This window comes from Mesorhizobium shonense (assembly GCF_040545255.1).
Classification (GTDB): Bacteria; Pseudomonadota; Alphaproteobacteria; order Rhizobiales; family Rhizobiaceae; genus Mesorhizobium; species Mesorhizobium shonense.
The window spans coordinates 105115-124132 of the sequence record NZ_JBEPLM010000006.1 but is presented as its reverse complement, the minus strand read 5'-3'; the positions used below and the strand labels follow the sequence as shown (position 1 = coordinate 124132).

Below are 19018 nucleotides of genomic sequence, written 5' to 3'. Positions count from 1 at the left end.
TCGGGGCAAATTCATTCGTATGCAAATGATATCAACTTCGCCGCAATTGTCAAAGCGGAGGTTCCCGAAGAGGCTTCCCGAGCACCCGCCACAGCTTTGTTATGCTGGAGGAGGTTGACGCCACCGGTCATCTGGTCAAGGTTCTGCCTCCGGTCGCGTCAGCGGCATCTGGTGGAGCCGCAACGAAAGGAAGCCCCATGGCCGAGGAAGCGCTCATCGTCATCGACCTGCAGAACGATTTTTGCCCCGGCGGCGCGCTGGCGGTTGCCGGCGGCGACGAGATCGTGCCGCTGGTCAACGATTTGATCCGACGCACCGAACATGTCGTGCTGACGCAAGACTGGCATCCAGCCGGCCATTCGAGCTTCGCTTCCAGCCATCCAGGCTCGCAGCCCTTCGAGACGATCGAGATGCCCTACGGGCCGCAGACGCTTTGGCCGGATCACTGCATCCAGGGCAGCATCGGTTCCGATTTCCATTCCGGGCTTGCCTGGACGAAGGCCGAGCTGGTGATCCGCAAGGGTTTTCGTACGGCGATCGACAGCTATTCGGCCTTCTTCGAAAACGACCATACGACGCCGACCGGGCTCGCCGGCTATCTCAAGGAACGCGGCATCGACACCTTGACCCTGGTCGGGCTCGCCACCGACTACTGCGTCGCCTTCTCGGCCCTCGATGCGGTGAAGCAAGGCTTCAAGACCACGGTGCGGCTCGACGCCTGCCGCGGCATCGACCTCAGCGGCTCGCTCGACGCGATGATCGCTCTCATGCGCGAAACCGGTGTGACGCTCGAAGACCATTTGTCGGACTGACCCGTCTGTGAGGCATCGAGGGGGCTTCTTGGTATCGATGAAAGAGTTGGCTGCGGGCCTGGTTGCCGCAGCTGTGGTCGCCTTTGCGCAACCGGCTTTCGCTGCCGAAGCTCACGAGTTGCCCGGCGCGGCGATGTCGCTGTGGTGGGCACTGCCCTTTGCCGGCTTGCTGCTGTCGATCGCGACCGGACCGCTGCTCTTCCATCATGTCTGGGAACATCACTACGGCAAGATCGCCGCCGCCTGGGCGGCGCTGGTGGTGGTTCCCCTGGCGGTCGCCTTCGGCATCCCGGCGGCGGGCGAAGCGGTGCTGCACACGCTGCTCACCGAATACATGTCCTTCATCATCCTCTTGTTCGCGCTTTACACGATCTCCGGCGGCATCCTGCTTGCCGGCAACATCCACGGCACGCCGCTCACCAATGCCGGCCTGCTGCTTGTCGGCGCGATCCTTGCTTCTCTGATCGGCACGACCGGCGCCTCGATGATCCTGATCCGGCCGATCCTGCGCGCCAACGACAACCGGCCGTTCAACGCCCATGTGGTGATTTTCTTCATCTTCCTGGTGTCCAATATCGGCGGCTCGCTGACGCCGCTCGGCGACCCGCCGCTGTTTGTCGGCTTCCTGCGCGGTGTCGATTTTTTCTGGACGACGATACACATCCTGCCCGACACGCTGTTCGTCGGCGGACTGGTACTGCTCATCTTCCTGGCGCTCGACACCATCCTGCATCGCCGCGAGGCCGGCATGCCGAAGATCAAGGACCCGACTCCGGACACGAAGGTGCGCCTGCGCGGGCTGGCAAACCTGCCGCTGCTTGCCGGCGTGATCGGCGCGATCCTGCTTTCCGCCAGCTGGAAGCCGGGCGTCAGCATCCCGGTCCTCGGCGTCAGCCTCGAGCTGCAGAACCTCATGCGCGACGCCATCATCCTGGCGTTGGCCTTTCTGTCCCTAAAAGTCTCGTACAAGAGCCACAGGGAAGCGAACGGCTTCACCTGGGGGCCGATCGCCGAAGTGGCGAAATTGTTCGCCGGCATCTTCATCTGCATCGTGCCGGTCATCGCCATCCTGCGGGCCGGGGTCGACGGCGCGTTGGCGCCGCTGGTGTCGCTCGTCACCTCCGCCGACGGCCAGCCGAACGACCTCGCCTATTTCTGGCTGACCGGCGCGCTCTCGTCCTTCCTCGACAACGCGCCGACCTATCTGGTGTTCTTCGAGCTTGCCGGCGGCGACGCGAGACACCTGATGACCGACGCCGCCTCGACGCTGGCCGCGATCTCGGCCGGCGCCGTGTTCATGGGCGCCAACACCTATATCGGCAACGCGCCCAACTTCATGGTCTTTGCCATCGCCAGGCATCGCGGCTTCAAGATGCCCGGCTTCTTCGGCTACATGGCCTGGTCCGGGCTAGTGCTGATCCCGACCTTTTTGATCGCTGGATTTTTGTTCTTCGGATGAGCCAGGTGCCGCCGACTTCGAAGCCGGGATCGGTCAGTCGTCACCGGCATTGAGCCAATGGTGAAGCGATGGCGCTTGTGTATGCGCTGTCGGCAATTTCTGCTATTAGCGAGGAGAGGTGCGGGATCGATCGAACGCTGAACCGAGGAATGCGTATCGAGCCAAGTCATTCTTGGGGTGACAATGACCATCCATGCCGAGAGCCTGCCCTATCTGTCAGGCGAGTTCCTGGATAGCCTGACGATTTCGGCGTCCGATGTGGTCGACGAAATCGAGCGGCAGATCGTCGGTCAGAGGCGGGGCGAGGTGTGGTGTGCGCCGAAGGCGGTGGTGCTGCCGGGCGACGACCGCTACATCATGGCAACTCTCGGTGTCGCGACCGAGCCCCGGGTGCTGGCGACCAAATCGCTGGTGGTCAACCCCCGCAACGCCGAGCGGGGACTTGCAACTCTGAACTCGCTGATCACCCTCCTCGACGCCGAGACGGGACTGCCGCTTGCGGCGGTCGACGGCAATTGGGTGACTGCGAAGCGCACGGCCGGCCTAAGCGCCGTAGCGGCCAGGCGTTTGGCTCGAGCCGACTCAGTGTGCGTCGCATTCATCGGATGCGGCGTTCAGGCGCGCGGTCACCTCGAAGTCCTGGCCGATCTTTTTCCGCTGCAGGAGATTCGCGCCTTTGGTCGAGGCACCGGCAATCGTGACGCATTGTGTCGGATGGCGGAGACGCGTGGTCTGACCGCAGTGGCGAGCGATACCGCCAGAGCGGCGGTCGAGTCGGCCGACATCGTGGTGACGACAGTCACTTTGATACCCGAGCCGGTTCCGTTTCTGGATGCGCGTTGGCTGAAGGCCGGCGTCTTCGCGACCATGACCGATCTGGCTTTGCCTTGGCTGCCTGAGACCATGGCTGTCTTCGATCGCATCGTCATAGACGACTTGGCGCAAGAGGCGCAGATGAGCAAACCGATGGTAAGGCCCGAGCTCGTTACGGGCGACCTGACAGGTTTGGTCAGCGGCGACGTATCAGGTCGCCAGGGCGCAAGTGAGCGAACAGCTTTCGCGTTCCGCGGCATAGCGGTCGGCGATCTCGCAATTGCCGGCCTGGCATTTGTGCGCGCGAAAGCGGTCGGCGCTCTGGATGGTTAGATTCCAACCTGACGTCGGGTCACGGCGCCCTACAGTTTCCCACGTCAACCTACGCCGACGTATCGCCTAACCGCCGACGGATCGGCACGCAACGCCTCGACATCGACCGTCTCGCGGTTGCGGCCGTTCTCGATGAAGGAGACGCGATCCGCCACCGACAGCACGGCATCGACGCGCTGCTCGACCAGGATGGTCGAAACGCCGAGATCGCGCAGCTTCGCCACCGTCTCGCGGATTTTTGCGATCATCGACGGCATCAGCCCTTCGGTCGGCTCGTCGAGCAATAGCACCTGCGGTTCCAGACAGAGCGCGCGGGCCATGGCCAGCATCTGCTGCTCGCCGCCGGAGAGCGTGCCGGAGCGTTGCTTCAGCCGCTCGCGCAGCAACGGGAAAAGATCGAGCACCCTCTCACGCGCGGCCTTGCCCTTGCCCCGCGCCATCAGGCCGATCTCGATGTTTTCCGCCACCGTCATGTCGGCAAACAATCGCCTGCCCTGCGGCACATAGGCGACGCCGGCCTTCGGCACGTCATGCGCGGCGAGCCCAGTCAATTCCATGCCGTCCAGCCTGATCGAACCGGCCGCGGCAGGCACCAGGCCCATGATCGCCTTCAGCGTCGTCGTCTTGCCGGCGCCGTTGCGGCCGAACAGACAGAGGACCTCGCCCTTGTTCAGCACGAGGTCGAGGCCATAGAGCACCTGGACTTCGCCATAAAAACAATCGAGTCCGGAAATCATGAGCAACCCTGGATCAGCCATGGGTTGCTCCAAGATAGGCATCCTGGACTTCGGCATTGGCGCGGATCTGTTCCGGCGTGCCTTCGGCGAGGATTTTTCCCGAATTGAAGACGGTGATGCGGTCGGCAAGCTGCATGACCACCGGCATGTTGTGCTCGATGAGAAGCACGGTAGCGTTTTTGGCGATCTCGCGCACCAGCGCGATGAAATTGTCGATCTCGCTGTCGGCCAGACCTTGCGTCGGCTCGTCGAGGATAAGCAGGCGTGGCTTCAGCGCCAAACCCATTGCGACTTCGAGCAGGCGCTGGTGGCCGTAGGACAACTGCCCGGCCAGCGTGCCGGCGCGATCGGCGAGGCCGGTGCGTTCCAATGCTTCCATGACGCCGGCTCTCACCTGCCCCTTCGAGCGGCCGTCGGTCAGCGTCCGCTGCACCGGCAGCGCGACATTGTCGAAAGCGGTGAGATTGGCGAACACGCTGGTGATCTGGAACGTATAGGCGACTCCCAGGCGCACCCTTCGATAGGCGGGCATCGTCGTGATGTCGGCGCCGTCGAAGACGACCATGCCCGCAGACGGACGGATACGGCCGCTGAGCAGGCTGACGAAGGTGGTCTTGCCGGCGCCGTTGGGGCCGATGATGGCGCGGATCTCGCCCGGCATCAGCGCGAAGTCGACGCCGTCGACGGCGCGCAGGCCACCGAAGTTTCGGGACAGGCCCTTGGTGGTGAGCAGCGGCATCACGGCAGCCACCCGAGCCAGCGCTGGCGGATGCTCCCCAGAATACCCTTCGGGGCAAACAGCACCAGCAGGATGAGCGCGATACCGACGATCAAAAGATAGGCGGAGGTGAAGCCGCTGGTGATGTCGGTGACATAGTACATGAACAGCGTGCCGATGAGCGGCCCGAGCGCTGTTGCGGCGCCGCCGAGCAGCACCCAGAGCAAGGGCAGGATCGAATACTGCACCGAAGCGAAGCTCGATCCGATATAGCCGAACAGCAGCGCATAGGCAGCACCCGACGCAGCGCAGATGGCGCCGGAGGCAACGACGGCAGCGAGCTTGTTGGCGACAGTGTCGTAGCCCAGCATCTTGGTGCGCTCCTCATTCTCGCGAATGGCGACCAGCACGCGGCCGAAGCGGGAGCGGACGATGGCAAGCGTGATGAGCAGCACGACCGAGAACAGCGCCAGCGCGCTCATGTAGCGCACGGTCGGGTCGGTCAGGTCGAGCGCGGCGCCGCCGAGATTCAAGGTGCGCGCCGCCTGCTGGATGACGAGGCCCTGGTCGCCTCCGGTCCAGGCCGCGAAATAGAGGATCAGCAGGTAAAAGACCTGCGCGAACATCATGGTGACGATCATGAACGCCACACCCGAGGTGCGCAACGCGAGCAGGCCGACGACCAGAGCGAGCAGCGCGCCGCAGGCGACGCCGGCGACGAAGGCTTCCGGCACGCCCCAGCCGAGATGGTAGACGGTGAGCCCGGCACCATAGAGACCGGCGGAGAAGAACATGGCGTGGCCGAGGCTGAGCAGGCCGACATAGCCGAAGAGCAGATTGTAGCCCATGGCGAAGACGGCCAGCGCCATGATGCGGGCGAACAGCCCCTGATGATAGTCTGGCAGGACGAAGTTCAGCACGAACAGAAGCGCGATGACGCCGATATGCAGCGCGTAGGTCTTTGCCGGCGAAGCATCCGTCATCGCGCCGTCGTCCCGAACAACCCTTGAGGCCTGAACACCAGCACCATGGCGACGACCAGCGTGGCGATGATCTTGGCCAAGGTCGGCGAGAAGAACACCGAGATGATGCCGTCGGAGAGGCCGATCAGGATGGCTGCAACCACGGTGCCGCGCAGCGAGCCGAGGCCGCCGATGATGACGACGATGAAGGATAAGAGCAGCGGATCCTGCCCCATCAGGTAATGCGCCTGGCTGATCGGCACGATCAGCACCGCGGCGATCGCCGCCAGCATGGCGCCGATGGCGAACACGCCGGCATAGACGCGCTCGACCGGAATGCCGAAGGCCTGCGCCGTCTCGCGGTCATATTGGGTCGCGCGCATGATCAGGCCGATCTTAGTGCGGGTGAGCACCAGCCGTGTGATCACCAGCAGAACGGCGGAGGCGGCAACGACCGACAGCTTGTAGCCGGAATAGCCGAACCACGGCAGGAGGATGCGGTAGTTGAAGGGCGGCTCGACCGGGCGCGCCTCCGGACCGTAGAAGGTCAGCGCCAGCTGCTGGATGATGTAGAGCATGCCGATGGTGGCGACGATGGTGCTTTCGGGATTGTAGTTGAGCCGGCGCAGCACCAGCCATTCAGCAAGAAACGCGACCAGACCGACCAGCAAAGGCGCGACCACAAGCGCCGCGACGAAACCGATCGCCGGATGGCCCGAAATCGCCGTCGAGATCGCCCAGGCAAGCACCGCGCCCAGCATGAAGAACTCGCCATGGGCGACGTTGACGATGCGCATGACGCCGAACACCAGTGACAGCCCAAGCGCCGTCAGCGCCAGCACGGCAGACGTGACGAGGCCTTCGAGGGCGGCGAGGAGGAGGTGGGGTCCGAAGTGCATGGACTACACACAGGTTGGCGCCAAGAGCACCCCCCTCTGCCCTGCCGGGCATCTCCCCCTCAAGGGGGGAGATTGGCAGTTCGTGTGGCGGTGCCCACCTGTCGGCGACTTTTGCGATTGGCGAAACCCGAGGCGACGTCCAATCTCCCCCCTTGAGGGGGAGATGGCCGGCAGGCCAGAGGGGGGTGGCTTGGCGCTCACGCTTGCTGAAATGGCGACGCTCACAGCGCCTGCGTCGTGTAATCCCCTTCCGGCTCGTAGAGGCCGTCCTCGATCTTGGTCTTGTGGACGACCTTGAGCTTGCCGCCTTCGACCTTGGAGATGTTCTGGATGCCAAAACACTGGTGGATCTTGCCATTGAAGGTCTTTGGGCCCTGCGGATGCTCCGGGCCTTCGGCGAATTCCTTCAGCGCCTCGGTGGCCTCGACCAGCTTGGCGCGGTCTTCCGGTCCCTTGTAGCCGGCATCCTCCATCGCCTTCTTGACGACATAGAGCGTTTCCCAGCAGCCGAACATGTGGGCGGCGGTGGAGACGTCCTTGGGATCACCGACGGCGGCGCCGTTGTCGTCGATGCCGACGGCGGCGCGGTAGGCTTTTTGCGCGGCGGAATCGTCAGGCTGCACATAGCGCGGCGAGCCTTCCCAGAAATGGCTGCCGTCGAGGAATTCGAGGCCGGGGCTGTTGATGTCGACGGCTTCGAGCGAGTCGATGAAGCCGAAGAGCTGCGGCCGTTGCGAGCCATAGAACTCGCCGAGCTCCTTGACGAAGGTGAGCACCGCCGGACCGACCATGACGTGGTAGATCACTTCCGTCTCGGCCGGGATCTGCGGGAAGTATTTGGTGAAGGACGACTCCGTCGGCGGGATGGCGATCTGTGCGATCACGTCGGCGCCTTGGGCCTTCAGCGCCGGCGGCAGGTAGTCGCGATGGTCGTAGCCGAAGGCGAAGTCCGGGAAGATCTGCGTTACCTTCTTGCCGGCATTCGCCGCGATCCACGGCGCCATCGACTGGATCTGGCTCTTCACGTCGGTGATGCCGGGCTGGAGGACGTAGCGGTTGAGCTTGGTCGAGGCGACGTGGTGGCCTTCGCTGACCACGAAATAGGGGATCTTGTTCTCGCCGGCGGCGGGCGCCGAGCCGATCACGACATGCGAGAACAGCGTGCCGAAGACGATGTCGGTCTTGTGCTGCTTGGCGAACTTGCCGACCACCTCGGCGCCGCGCGCCGGATCGGTGCCGTCATCCTCGATCACCAGCTCGACCTTGCGGCCGCCGATGCCGCCGGCATCGTTGATCGCCTTGACGGCGGCGGCGCTCGTCTTCTCGTACCAGCGGCCATACGCGGCGCCGATGCCGGTGCGGTGCAGCTGGAAGCCGATCTTGATCGGCGCCGAGCTCTGTGCCTGGCTGTAGCGGACGAAGCCCGGCGCCAGCGCGAGGCCGGCGCCGGCGGCCATGCCCTTCAGCGCGGTGCGGCGTGAAAGCGTGGTCTTGGAGAGGTCGAAAAATCCGTTCTTGTCAGCCATGTCCGTTCCCCTGTTTTTTTCAGTCTTGACCAGCGATAAGGCGGCTCGATCCTCCCTGATCGGAGGATGCGAAAATTGCATGTGTACAAACTAAATCACCAAAGCCATGGCCTGGCAAGCGAGCTTCGCTTGGACACTCTCACCCGGCCGTCGGCGTGGCAAGAAGCCAGAGGCCGAAGATCGTGTAGGCGATCATCAGAAGCGTCAGCGGCAACTGGCTGAGCGCCGCGCGAGAGGCTTGCGGATGCATCCGCCAGGCGAGGCCGTGCGCGACAAGCACCGCCAGCACATGGCCGACAATGATGACGCCGGCTTGGCAATTCCACAGCCACCAGGCGGACTCGGCGCCGGCGACGACGCCCGCCTCGACTTCCATGTCGGCGGTGCCGAACAGGTTCCAGCCAAGCGCGAACGGATCGGATAGCACGACCAGCGCGTATTGGCCGTCGACGAGCAGCGCGGTGAGGTAGTGCGCGATGTGATAGGCGAGCGCGATCGGCACGATCGACCACACCAGCAGGCCGGCGGCTTTTTCGAACGGCTGTGCATCGCCGGCAAGGCGCTGGCCGAGAAGGACGGCAAGCGCGAACACGGCCACGAGCAGAAAGAACGTCAGCACGAGGCCGAAGCTGCCGATGCCGATCAACGCGGTGCGGCCGGGAAATTCCAGCGGGTTGAGGCCGAACAGGCCCAGCCAGAAGAAGGTTTTCGACAGGCCGTCGAAGGACACCGAGGACAGCGCCAGCAGGAGAAAAGCAATGCCGCTCAGCGGCAACGGCTCGGCTGCGAGCAGCTTCGCGCCCGGCCAGCAAAGGCTGAGCCGGCCTTCTTCGCGCTGGAGAGGCGCGAAGCGGGCAACCATGGAGAAGAAGATGGTCAGGAACTCGCCGCGCCGGCTCCAGTCGCTGTAACCGACGAGCAGGATGGCGATGAAGCTGACCAGCCAATAGGCGCCGGCGGCATAGGCCAGGCGGGACGGATCGTCGGGCGCCGCGTCGATCAGCTCGAACCAGGCGAAGGCGAAGAACAGCACGAAGGCCGGCCAGAAACCGAGCCGTGGCGGCAGGCGCGAGGGCTGGGTTTCGCCCCCGCGTTTACCGACAAGCCGGCTTACGACGCGACAAGGCCCATACCAGGGATTGAACCAGGACCAGAGGTCGCCGAATATGCCCTGCAATAAGGTGAAACCGGCCCAGAGCAGCGTCCAGATCACCAGCGGCAACGGGTTGGAGAGCGGGTCGCGGCTGCCGAACAGGCCAGCGGCGACGAGAAGCGCGAAGCCGGCAAAGGAAAGCAGGCTGACGACGGTGCGCGGGCTGTCGCCGAAAGCGAACAGGGAAAGACGCCTGCGCCAGACCCGCTCGAGGGCGGCGGGCGGGAGCAACGCGAGGACGAGGAAGCTGACGGCCACGGCAAGCGCGCCGCCGGCGATGTAGTAGCCGGTCGGGAGAAGCAGCACGTGGCCTCGGTCGGAGGCATGGGCGACGGCGGGGGTGGGGAGAAGGACCAGGGCGGTGGCTAAGAAAGCCAACCTGGAAGGCTGGCGCTCTACGGCGCCCCCCTCTGTCCTGCCGGACATCTCCCCCTCAAGGGGGGAGATTGGCAGTTCCGCTGACGGCGCCTCTCTTACAACGCCGGAGATTAGCGAAGGCGGAAACGACAAGATGATCCCCCCCCTTGAGGGGGAGATGTCCGGCAGGACAGAGGGGGGCGCGAAGGAACTCGGCGTATCCAGGCTCGCTTTCTCGATTGACGAAGCCGGATCAGCACAGGTCACTGGTGGCGACCTTCACACCTTGACCAGCTGCCTCACCCTATCCTTCTCGCCGAAAATCCTGAGATACCTTTTGATCTCCTTCTCATCCCCCGTCGCCTTGGCGGGGTTGTCCGACAGCTTCACCGCAGGCCGGCCATTGGCTTCGCTGACCTTGCAGACCAGCGAGATGGCGTCGAGGCTCTTGGTTTCGGTCGGCGCGCAGCCTTCGAAATCGTTCGTGAGGTTGGTGCCCCAGCCGAAGGACATGCGCACTTTGCCCTTGAAGTGACGATAGGTCTCCTCGATGGTCTCGACCTCGAGCCCGTCGGAGAAGATGAGCAGCTTCTGTTTCGGGTCCTTGCCCTTCTCGCGCCACCAGGAGAGGATCTTCTCGCCGCCTTCGATCGGCGGCGCGCTGTCGGGGCGAAAGCCGGTCCAGTCGGCGATCCAGTCCGGCGCGTCGCGCAGGAACGCAGCCGTGCCGAAGGTATCGGGCAGCACGATCAACAAATTGCCGCCATAGTAGCGCTGCCAGTCCTGCAGCACCTTGTAGGGCGCTTCTCTTAGTTCCTTTTCGGAATTGGCGAGCGCCGCAAACACCATCGGCAATTCATGCGCGTTGGTGCCGAGCGCCTCGAGGTCGTTGTCCATGGCCAAAAGCACGTTGGAGGTGCCGGTGAAGGCGTCGCCGATGCCTTCCTTCAGCGCCTCGACGCACCAGCGCTGCCACAGGAAGGAGTGGCGGCGGCGCGTGCCGAAATCGGAGATGCGGATGCCGGGCAACGCCTTCAGCCGCTCGGTCTTGTCCCACATCTTGGCCTTGGCGCGGGCGTAGAGCACGTCGAGCGCGAACGGGCCGAAGGAGCGCAGGGCGGCGCGGGAGCGCAATTCGTTGATGATGGCCAAAGCCGGGATTTCCCAGAGCGTCGTATACATCCAGGGGCCGCTGAAGGAGAGTTCGAACTGGCCGTCGCGCCTGGCAAGCTCGTATTCGGGCAGCCGGAAATCCTCCAGCCAAGCAAGGAATTCCGGCTCGAAGATCTGCTTGCGGCCATAGAAGGTGTTGCCGCCCAGCCAGATCATCTCCTTCTTGGAGAAGCGCAAGGTGCGGGCATGGTCGAGCTGCTCGCGGAGTTCCCCTTCGTCGATCTCGTCGGCAAGGCGCACCGAGGTCGTGCGGTTGATCAGCGTAAAGGTGGCGTCGACCTTGGGATACATGCCCCAGATCATCTGCAACATCAGAAGCTTGTAGAAGTCGGTGTCCAACAGGCTGCGGACGATCGGGTCGAGCTTCCAGGTGTGGTTGTAGACGCGCCGGGCTATATCGGTTTTTGCCATACTGCTGCCGCCTTCGCTGCTTGCTCCGAAAGGGTCGCGCGGAAACCGCTTCAGGCGACATTCTTCCGGGCTTTGGTCCTTGCCTTGATGCATGTCGTTCTCCCAAAACCGCTGCACACTTTTGGGCGACATGCATTAAGCCGATTGCCTCATAGCATTGAATTTTTGCAAGCGCTGCCCGGTTTGCAAGCTGGCCCGACAAAAAGAGGCGGCCTGCGGCAAGCGCCGCGGTCCGAACGCGATTGATTTTTCGCATAGGCTACCGGACACTTCCGGCAGAGAAGAGACAGGAGTATCCGGACATGGGTTACGATCGCGGCAAGCTCGAAGCGTTGCGCCGCAAATATGGCGAGAGCCATGGCGGCGAGATGTTCGATCCGAAATTCCGCAAGGTCGCCGACAAGATCTTTTCGAAGAGCGGCACCCGGCTGGCGCCCTATGCCGGCGTCCCGACCTTCCTTGCCGCGCCCTACCGGCAGATAGCGGCCGACAATCCGGATTTCGGCGACCTGCAGGTGGCGATGATCGGCGTGCCGATGGACCTCGGCGTCACCAACCGGCCCGGCGCGCGCTTCGGGCCACGCGCATTGCGCACGATAGAGCGCATCGGCCCCTACAACCATGTGCTGGAATGCGCGCCGACGCATGAGCTTCGCGTCGCCGATATCGGAGACACGCCGTTCCGCAGCCGCTACCGGCTGGAGATCAGCCACGAGGACATCGAAAAGCGCACCAACCAGATCGTCGATGCCGGCGTCATTCCGCTGTCGGTCGGCGGCGACCACTCGATCAGCCATCCGATCCTGAAGGCGGTCGGCAAAAAGGCGCCGGTCGGCATGATCCATATCGACGCCCATTGCGACACCAGCGGCCTGTTCGACATGACCAAGTTCCACCACGGCGGACCGTTCCGCAACGCGGTGCTGGACGGCGTGCTCGACCCCACCCGCACGATCCAGATCGGCATTCGCGGCTCGGCTGAATATCTGTGGGAGTTCACCTACGAATCCGGCATGACGGTGGTCCATGCCGAGGAAGTGACCGGCCTCGGCATTCCCGCCGTCATCGAAAAGGCGCGAAAAATAGTCGGCGACGGTCCGACCTACATTTCTTTCGACGTCGACAGCATCGACCCGGCCTTCGCGCCTGGCACCGGCACGCCGGAGGTCGGCGGGCTGACGACGCGCGAGGTGCTCGAGCTGCTGCGCGGCCTGAAAGGCTTGAACATCGTTGGCGGGGACGTGGTCGAGGTGGCGCCGCAGTACGACGCGACCACCAACACCGCTCATGTCGGCGCCCAGGTCCTGTTCGAGATTCTGAGCCTGATGGTGTTCAGCCCGGCCATCAAGAAGGGCTGAAGCAGGCAACCCGACGCGGCGGCCGCGCGGGCGGCCGTCACCGAAGTGGCCAGCAATGTTCACAATTGGCCCCCCGTTCATTTCCGTGAAATCAGCGCAAATGCCGGGGATTGATTGAAGCCGCCCCAACCTCGTCATTCTATGGCGGAGCAAGGAGCGAAGCGACGCGGCGCAGACCATAGAATCCATGCCGTGACTTGGAAGCGCCACCACGGTGCAGAATTTTTGCTCCGTTGCACTCCTTGGCGAAGGTAACGGCATGGATTCTAGGGTTTTCGCGACGGAGCTTCGCTCCTGCTCCGCCCTAGAATGACTATCGCGATGGGCGTTTCGGCCAATCTCCAAGGCATGCCACCTGCCAATGCAAACAGAGCCGACCGGTCAAAATCCCTGTGCTGGGGTCTAATGACTGAACGACAGCGCCGGCGCGATGCGATCGCGCCGCAGCCAGCGCGCGAGCAGTAGCGCCGCCACCACGGCCAGGCCCGACGCCAGGCCGATCCAGATGCCGACGCCGTGGAAGCCGAAATGGAAGGCGAGCAGCACGCCGAGCGGCAGGCCGACGCCCCAATAGCCGATCGCGGCATAGATCATCGGCACCTTGGTGTCGTGCAGGCCGCGCAGCATGCCGGCGGCCACCGCCTGCGCGCCGTCGAAAATCTGGAACAACGCCGCAAACGCCAGGAACGACACCGCAAGCGTGATCACTCTGGCGTTGGCCGGATCGGCAAGGTCGATGAAGGCGCTGATCAGGACATGCGGCCAGAGGATCATCACCAGGCCCATCAGCGCCATGAAGGAGACGCCGATGACAAAGGCGGTCCAGCCGGCGCGCGAGACGCCTTCCGGATTGCCGGCGCCATGCGCAAGGCCGACCCGCACGGTCACGGCCTGGTTGAGGCCGAGCGGCACCATGAAAGAGATCGAGGCGATTTGGATGGCGATGGCATGCGCGGCAAGCGAATCCGCGTCGATCAGGCCCATCAGCAGTGCTGCCGCGTTGAAGATCGTCACCTCGAAGGCAAGTATGCCGGCGATCGGCAGGCCGAGCCTGAGCAGGCCGCGGAAACGCGGCCAGTCGGAGCGCCAGAAGCGACCGAACAGGCGATAGCGACGAAACTTCTTCTCCAACACTACGACGGCCGCCAAGCCGGCAAACATCAGGGTGCTCGATAGCGAGGTGGCAAGGCCCGATCCGGCGATGCCCATGGCCGATACGCCGAGATTGCCGAACATGAACACCCAGTTGAAGAAGGCGTTGCAGGCTACCGCGACGAACACGATGATCAGCGCCCAGCCCGGCCGCTCCAGCGCCGAGATGAAGGAGCGCAGCACGATATAGCCGTAGAAGGGCAGCACCGCCCATTGCAGCCAGTGCAGGTAGATGCCGGCCTGATGCGCGAGCTCCGGCTTCTGACCCATGGCCAAAAGCACCTCTTCGCCGTGCCAGAGGAACAGCCAGATCGGGATCGACACGAGCACCGCCAGCCACAGGCCCTGGCGCACGGTGCGGCGCAGGTCGCGCACGGAATGGCGGCGACGGCCGAGCTCGGTCGCCATCATCGGCGATGTCGCCAGCATCAAGCCGAGCCCGAAGATCAGCGGCATGAAATAGAGGTTGGAACCGAGCGCGCCGGCGGCCAGCGTGTCGGGTCCCAGCCTGCCCATCATCATGACGTCGGTCGCGGTCATGGCGGTCTGGCCGAGATTGGTCAGCACCATCGGCCAGGCGAGCGCCAGCGTCGTCCTGATTTCCTGACGCCAAAGATTTTCCGGCGCGCGAGCGCCGGCTTCGATCGCAGACATTTTCCGCTCTTTCAGATCGCGGCGCGTCGGGACCAATCCCGGAAGCCGCACGGCAAAACGGCGCAACCTTCGGTTTCGCGCCGTTTGCGTCGTCTTGTGAACGAAATGCGACATATTGGCAAGGGAGGAGGAGCGGCGAGCCATTGATCCAGCGGGCGGCTGCGGCCTCCGACGCCCGCGTTCACTTGCCGGCCGAGGGCTGCTACGGATTACCCAAAGACACGGAGCCGGCGGAACGAACCCGGAGGAATGGATGCCGTTCAGGCGCAGAAAGAACACGGCCGCGATACCGAGAACGGTGCCCGCTTTCGAGCATATCGTCACCGAGGCGAGCGACAGTTTTCTGTGGCGGCTGGACGACTATCCCTGGGAGCGCAATGTCTGGAATTTCCATCCCGAATACGAAATCCATCTGTTGCGGAAATCGTCCGGCGTCGCGCTGGTCGGCGACCATATCGGCGAATTCGGACCGGGCTATCTGACGATCGTCGGCGGCGGCCTGCCGCATGACTGGGTGACGGCGGTGCAGCCGGGCGAGCTGATCGAGGGCCGCGATATCGTGCTGCAATTCGATCCCGAGCGGCTGCGCGGGTCCGCCGGACTGCTGCCGGAACTGCGCGAGCTTGAGCCATTCCTCGAACGCTCGCTGCGCGGCATGGTCTTCCATGGCCAGACGGCGCTCGACGGCGCCGAACTGATGGAACGAATGGGAGAGGTGCATGGGCTGGCAAGGTTTCGCCTGTTCCTCGAACTGCTGGACCTGCTGGCCACGACCGACGAATACCAGCTTTTGTCGTCGCCGGACTTTTCACCGCTTCTCGACGCGGAGTCGCTGGACATCATCCAGCGTTCGCTGACCTATCTGTTCCAGCATTTCGCCGAGGACCTGAAGCTGCCGGACGTGGCCGCATTGGCCGGGATGAGCGAAAGCACGTTCTCGCGCTTCTTCCAGAAGAACACCGGCAACTCCTTCAGCGACCACCTTGCCAAGCTGAGACTTTGGCAGGCCTGCAAGCTGCTCGCCGATACCGACATCCCGATCACCGACATCTGTTTCCAGGTCGGCTACATGAACATCTCCAACTTCAACCGCGCCTTCCTGCGCAAGCACAAGATGACGCCGTCATCCTATCGCAAGCTGTCGCGGCAGCGGCTGGCGCTGCGGGCCTGATCAGGTCGAAATCGGCTGCTCCCGACGGCACTGATACTCGTGTGACAGACAGACTCTGTCTGCGCTAGTTTTTGCGCCGCACAATGCATAAAAGTACAGGTTTGCCGCAACAAGACTTCTAGTCTCGCCCTGTCCAACTCCTCATTTTGGCGACGGGTGGCAGGTCGCCCGGGCGATGGTGAGGGTCGCTTAGTCCGAGGACCTCCGCTTCCTGCGAGTGTTTCTGGAGGAGAAAAATCAATGCAATCAAATCGGCTCGCTGCCAGCCTCGGCGCAGCGTTCGTGCTTACCGCATCCGTATCAACCGCAGCGCTGGCGCAGGCGCCGATCTGCTCGGCGCCGGTCAAGGTGCTGGCGCAGCCGCGCGATGGGCTGACGCTTCTGGAAGACTCCAAGGACGAGTTCAAGAAGCTCTCCGGCGCCGGCTTCCAGATCGACTACCTGAACGAGAACGACCGGCGGGCCAAGTCGCGCGCCGACGCCTCTACCGTAGGCAATTACAACGTCTACTATGTCGACGAAGCCAATGTCGCGCTGTTCGCCTCGTCCGGCTGGATCGCGCCGCTGACCGATTATTATCCGGCCGAGTACGACTTCGCCGATTTCGATCCGGGCCGCCAGAAGGTCGCCACCTATGACGGCAAGGTCTGGTTCGCGCCGCTGACCGGCGGCGGCGACCTGATGGTCTACCGCAAGGACGTGCTGGAGGCCGCCGGCATCCAGCCGCCGAAGACGTTGGACGAGCTGATCGCCGATGTTGCGAAGCTGAACGATCCCGACAAGGGTATGTACGGCATCGCGCTGCGCGGCGCGCGCGGCTCGGGCGCCAATGTCTGGCGCTGGATGCCCTTCTTCAAGGCCTATGGCGGCAAATGGTTCGACGGCGACAAGCCGGCTTTCAACTCGGACGCCGCCGTGAAGGCGACCGAAACCTATCTCAAGCTGTTCAAGGACTCGGCCCCCGGCACGCAGACCGGCAGTTGGGATGAATCGACCGGCGCCTTCCTCTCCGGCCAGGTCGCCATCCTCGTCGAATCGACGCCGCTGTCGGGCATGGCGGTCGATCCGAAGACCTCGCAGGTCGTCGGCAAGGTCGGCTTCCTGCCGCCGCCATCGCCGCTGCCCGGCGGCGGCTACGGCCATGGGCTCGCCATCGGCACCAAGGCCAATCAAGACGACGCCTCGAAGAAATGCGCCGGCCTGTTCATCGCCTGGGCAACGTCGAAGGAGAACGAGAAGCGCAGGCTCGACGCGCACCAGTTCGGCGAGCTCAATCGAACCAGCATCCTCTCCAGCAAGGAATTCGCCGACATCTACGGCGCCGATCTCGGACAGGCGCTGGCCGACACCGGCAAGGTTACGGCGGTGAACTTCTGGCAGGATCCGCGCTGGCCCGATCTCGGCGACCGCTGGGGCATCATCCTCGAGGAGCTGGTCACCGGCACCCGCACCGACATCAAGGGCGGCCTCAACGAGCTCGATGCCTACGCCAACGAGTTGGTGAAGAAGAAGTAATCCTCCCGCCCGTGGCGCGCGGTCGCCGGCATTCGTCGGAATGCCGGGACCCGTGCGCCGCGGGCTCACGCCAGCGATTCCAATGTATCCGCGATATTCCCGAGGATAGGCAATGCGCCGACGCTCTTCCCTGCCCGTCACCTTTCTCGTTCCGACGCTCGCCATCCTGCTCGTGCTGTCGATGGTGCCGACGCTCTATGCCATCGTCATTGCCCTGCAGAACCGCGAGCTGAGCGCGTCGGGCTATTCCTGGATCTGGTTGTCGAACTTCGCCGATCTCTTCCTCGACCGCCGCTTCCTCAACGCCGTCTGGGTTTCGGTGAAATGGGAGATCGTCACCGTCGTGGCGACGATGGCGGTGGCGATAGGGCTCGGCGTGCTGATGTTCGAGGTCGCCGGCCCACGCCTGCGCAATGTCTACTGCCTGCTGTTCATCATTCCGGTGCTGCTGCCGCGCGTCTCGGCGGCCTTCGTGTGGAAATTCGCCTATCACCCGCTCTACGGCATCGCCACCTATCCCTACCGGCTCGTCACCGGCGGGCTGATCTTCGACCCGCTGTCAAAGGCCTCGACGGCGCTTTTCGCCGTCTCCTCGGTCGATGTCTGGCAATGGGGCCTGTTCTTCGCCGTCATCGTGCTGAAGCTCCTGGAGACGTTGCCGCCGCAGCCGATCGAGGCGGCGCGGCTCGACCATGCGAAGCGCTGGCAGATCCACGCCTATGTCACCTTGCCGATGCTCAAGGCGCCGCTGATCAGCCTGATGTTCGTCAAGATGATCGAGTCGCTGCGCTCCTTCGACCTCATCTATGTGATGACGCGCGGCGGGCCGGGCGTGGCGACCGAGACGCTCGACATGTACGCGTTCTCGCAGGGCTTCATCGAGTCCGGCAAGGTCTCCTACGCCTCGGCCATGGCCGTGCTGATGATGATTGCGACGGTCATCACCTTCACCTTCCTGTGGAAGCGGGTGCAGGCATGAGGCAGTACCGGATGAGACCGGGCCGCCTGATCGCCAAGGCCATACTGGCGCTGGCCGGATTCCTGGCCGTGTTCCCGCTCGTTTGGACGGCGCTCAACGCGCTGAAGAACAATGTCGACATCATCACGCGGGTCCCGCGCCTGGTGTTCACGCCGACGCTTGCCAACATCTCCTACATCCTCGGCCGCGACAGCGTGATGACCGGGCTCTACAACTCGGTGGTCGCCTGCGGCTCGGCCGTGCTGATCGGCGTCGCGCTCGGCCTGCCGGCGGCCTATGCTGTGGCGCGCTATCCCAACCGCTGGGCGGGCGACATCCAGTTCTTCGTGCTGTCGCTGCGCTTCCTGCCGCCAGTGGCGGTGGCCATCCCGTTGATGGTGATCTGGCTGCAGGTCGGTCTCTACGACACTTTGCCGGCGCTCATCGTCACCTATTCGCTGCTCACCATCTCGGTGATCATGTGGCTGGCGATCCCCGCCTTCCAGGGCGTGCCCAAGGAGGTCGAGGAAGCCGCCTTCGTCGACGGCTACGGCGCCTATTCGGTGTTCTGGCGGATTGCGCTTCCCGTCGCGGCGCGCTCGCTCGCCGGCGCCATCGCCTTCAGCTTCGTGCTGGTCTGGAACGAGTTCCTGATCGCGCTGATGCTGTCGAGCTCCAACGCCAAGACCCTGCCGATCGTCGCCTCGGAGCTGTCGCAGCAAGGCATGAACGTGCCGTGGGGCATCCTCAACGCTTCGGTCGTGCTGCTCTCGCTGCCGCCGCTGCTGTTCCTCGGCGTGCTAAGCGGCTTCCTGAATTCCGTTTTCCGGCAAAAAAAGACTTGATGCGAGGATTAG

General features: G+C 63.8%; 16 protein-coding genes. 8 read left to right on the top strand and 8 right to left on the bottom strand.

The window, feature by feature from the left end; genetic code table 11:
* Nucleotides 1-197: 197 nt before the first annotated feature.
* The 3 genes from pncA to ABID26_RS17630 all read left to right on the top strand — a co-directional run bounded on the left by pncA (nucleotide 198) and on the right by ABID26_RS17630 (nucleotide 3417).
* Nucleotides 198-812, top strand: coding sequence for a bifunctional nicotinamidase/pyrazinamidase (gene pncA / locus ABID26_RS17640; RefSeq protein ID WP_292373867.1), 615 nt, complete (start codon nucleotides 198-200; stop codon nucleotides 810-812).
* Nucleotides 813-849: 37 nt separating this feature from the next.
* Nucleotides 850-2271, top strand: a complete 1422-nt coding sequence (locus ABID26_RS17635; RefSeq protein WP_354416007.1) for a sodium:proton antiporter — start codon at nucleotides 850-852, stop codon at nucleotides 2269-2271.
* A gap of 183 nt (nucleotides 2272-2454) precedes the next feature.
* Nucleotides 2455-3417 carry an ornithine cyclodeaminase family protein gene (locus ABID26_RS17630; RefSeq protein WP_292373871.1) on the top strand — a complete coding sequence of 321 codons (963 nt, stop codon included), beginning with the start codon at nucleotides 2455-2457 and terminating at the stop codon, nucleotides 3415-3417.
* A 44-nt stretch (nucleotides 3418-3461) separates the two neighbouring features.
* Here the strand turns inward: ABID26_RS17630 and ABID26_RS17625 are convergent, their stop codons facing one another.
* The 7 genes from ABID26_RS17625 to pncB all read right to left on the bottom strand — a co-directional run bounded on the left by ABID26_RS17625 (nucleotide 3462) and on the right by pncB (nucleotide 11353).
* Complete coding sequence (locus tag ABID26_RS17625; RefSeq protein ID WP_292373873.1) at nucleotides 3462-4175, bottom strand: ABC transporter ATP-binding protein; 714 nt, start codon at nucleotides 4173-4175, stop codon at nucleotides 3462-3464.
* A complete protein-coding gene (locus ABID26_RS17620; protein ID WP_126096710.1) occupies nucleotides 4168-4896 on the bottom strand; it encodes an ABC transporter ATP-binding protein in 729 nt (242 codons plus the stop codon). Before ABID26_RS17620 ends, ABID26_RS17625 begins: the two co-directional genes overlap by 8 nt.
* Nucleotides 4893-5855: a branched-chain amino acid ABC transporter permease gene (locus ABID26_RS17615; protein ID WP_292304183.1), complete on the bottom strand. Its 963-nt coding sequence runs from the start codon at nucleotides 5853-5855 to the stop codon at nucleotides 4893-4895. The genes ABID26_RS17620 and ABID26_RS17615 overlap by 4 nt, the downstream gene beginning before the upstream one ends.
* Nucleotides 5852-6733 carry a branched-chain amino acid ABC transporter permease gene (locus tag ABID26_RS17610; protein WP_126096711.1) on the bottom strand — a complete coding sequence of 294 codons (882 nt, stop codon included), beginning with the start codon at nucleotides 6731-6733 and terminating at the stop codon, nucleotides 5852-5854. Before ABID26_RS17610 ends, ABID26_RS17615 begins: the two co-directional genes overlap by 4 nt.
* Before the next feature lie 221 nt (nucleotides 6734-6954).
* Nucleotides 6955-8259: an ABC transporter substrate-binding protein gene (locus ABID26_RS17605; protein WP_126096712.1), complete on the bottom strand. Its 1305-nt coding sequence runs from the start codon at nucleotides 8257-8259 to the stop codon at nucleotides 6955-6957.
* Nucleotides 8260-8398: 139 nt separating this feature from the next.
* Nucleotides 8399-9838, bottom strand: coding sequence for a hypothetical protein (locus ABID26_RS17600; RefSeq protein WP_126102454.1), 1440 nt, complete (start codon nucleotides 9836-9838; stop codon nucleotides 8399-8401).
* Between the two features lie 210 nt (nucleotides 9839-10048).
* A complete protein-coding gene (gene pncB / locus ABID26_RS17595) occupies nucleotides 10049-11353 on the bottom strand; it encodes a nicotinate phosphoribosyltransferase (RefSeq protein WP_126096713.1) in 1305 nt (434 codons plus the stop codon).
* Nucleotides 11354-11655: 302 nt separating this feature from the next.
* Here pncB and speB point away from each other — a divergent pair, with 302 nt between their 5' ends.
* Nucleotides 11656-12711, top strand: coding sequence for an agmatinase (speB, locus tag ABID26_RS17590; protein ID WP_126096714.1), 1056 nt, complete (start codon nucleotides 11656-11658; stop codon nucleotides 12709-12711).
* Nucleotides 12712-13113: 402 nt separating this feature from the next.
* Here speB and ABID26_RS17585 read toward each other — a convergent pair whose 3' ends face one another.
* The gene (locus tag ABID26_RS17585) at nucleotides 13114-14517 is read right to left on the bottom strand and encodes an MATE family efflux transporter (RefSeq protein WP_126096715.1); all 1404 of its coding nucleotides are present in this window, start codon (nucleotides 14515-14517) and stop codon (nucleotides 13114-13116) included.
* A 253-nt stretch (nucleotides 14518-14770) separates the two neighbouring features.
* Between ABID26_RS17585 and ABID26_RS17580 the strand changes: the two genes are divergently transcribed.
* From ABID26_RS17580 to ABID26_RS17565, 4 genes are all read left to right on the top strand, one after another.
* Nucleotides 14771-15688: an AraC family transcriptional regulator gene (locus ABID26_RS17580; protein WP_126096716.1), complete on the top strand. Its 918-nt coding sequence runs from the start codon at nucleotides 14771-14773 to the stop codon at nucleotides 15686-15688.
* Between the two features lie 240 nt (nucleotides 15689-15928).
* Complete coding sequence (locus ABID26_RS17575) at nucleotides 15929-17203, top strand: ABC transporter substrate-binding protein (RefSeq protein WP_126096717.1); 1275 nt, start codon at nucleotides 15929-15931, stop codon at nucleotides 17201-17203.
* 112 nt (nucleotides 17204-17315) lie between these two features.
* Nucleotides 17316-18182, top strand: coding sequence for a carbohydrate ABC transporter permease (locus ABID26_RS17570; RefSeq protein ID WP_126096718.1), 867 nt, complete (start codon nucleotides 17316-17318; stop codon nucleotides 18180-18182).
* Nucleotides 18183-18193: 11 nt separating this feature from the next.
* On the top strand, nucleotides 18194-19006 hold the full coding sequence (locus ABID26_RS17565) for a carbohydrate ABC transporter permease (RefSeq protein ID WP_126096719.1): 813 nt from the start codon (nucleotides 18194-18196) through the stop codon (nucleotides 19004-19006).
* The last annotated feature ends 12 nt before the right edge of the window (nucleotides 19007-19018 follow it).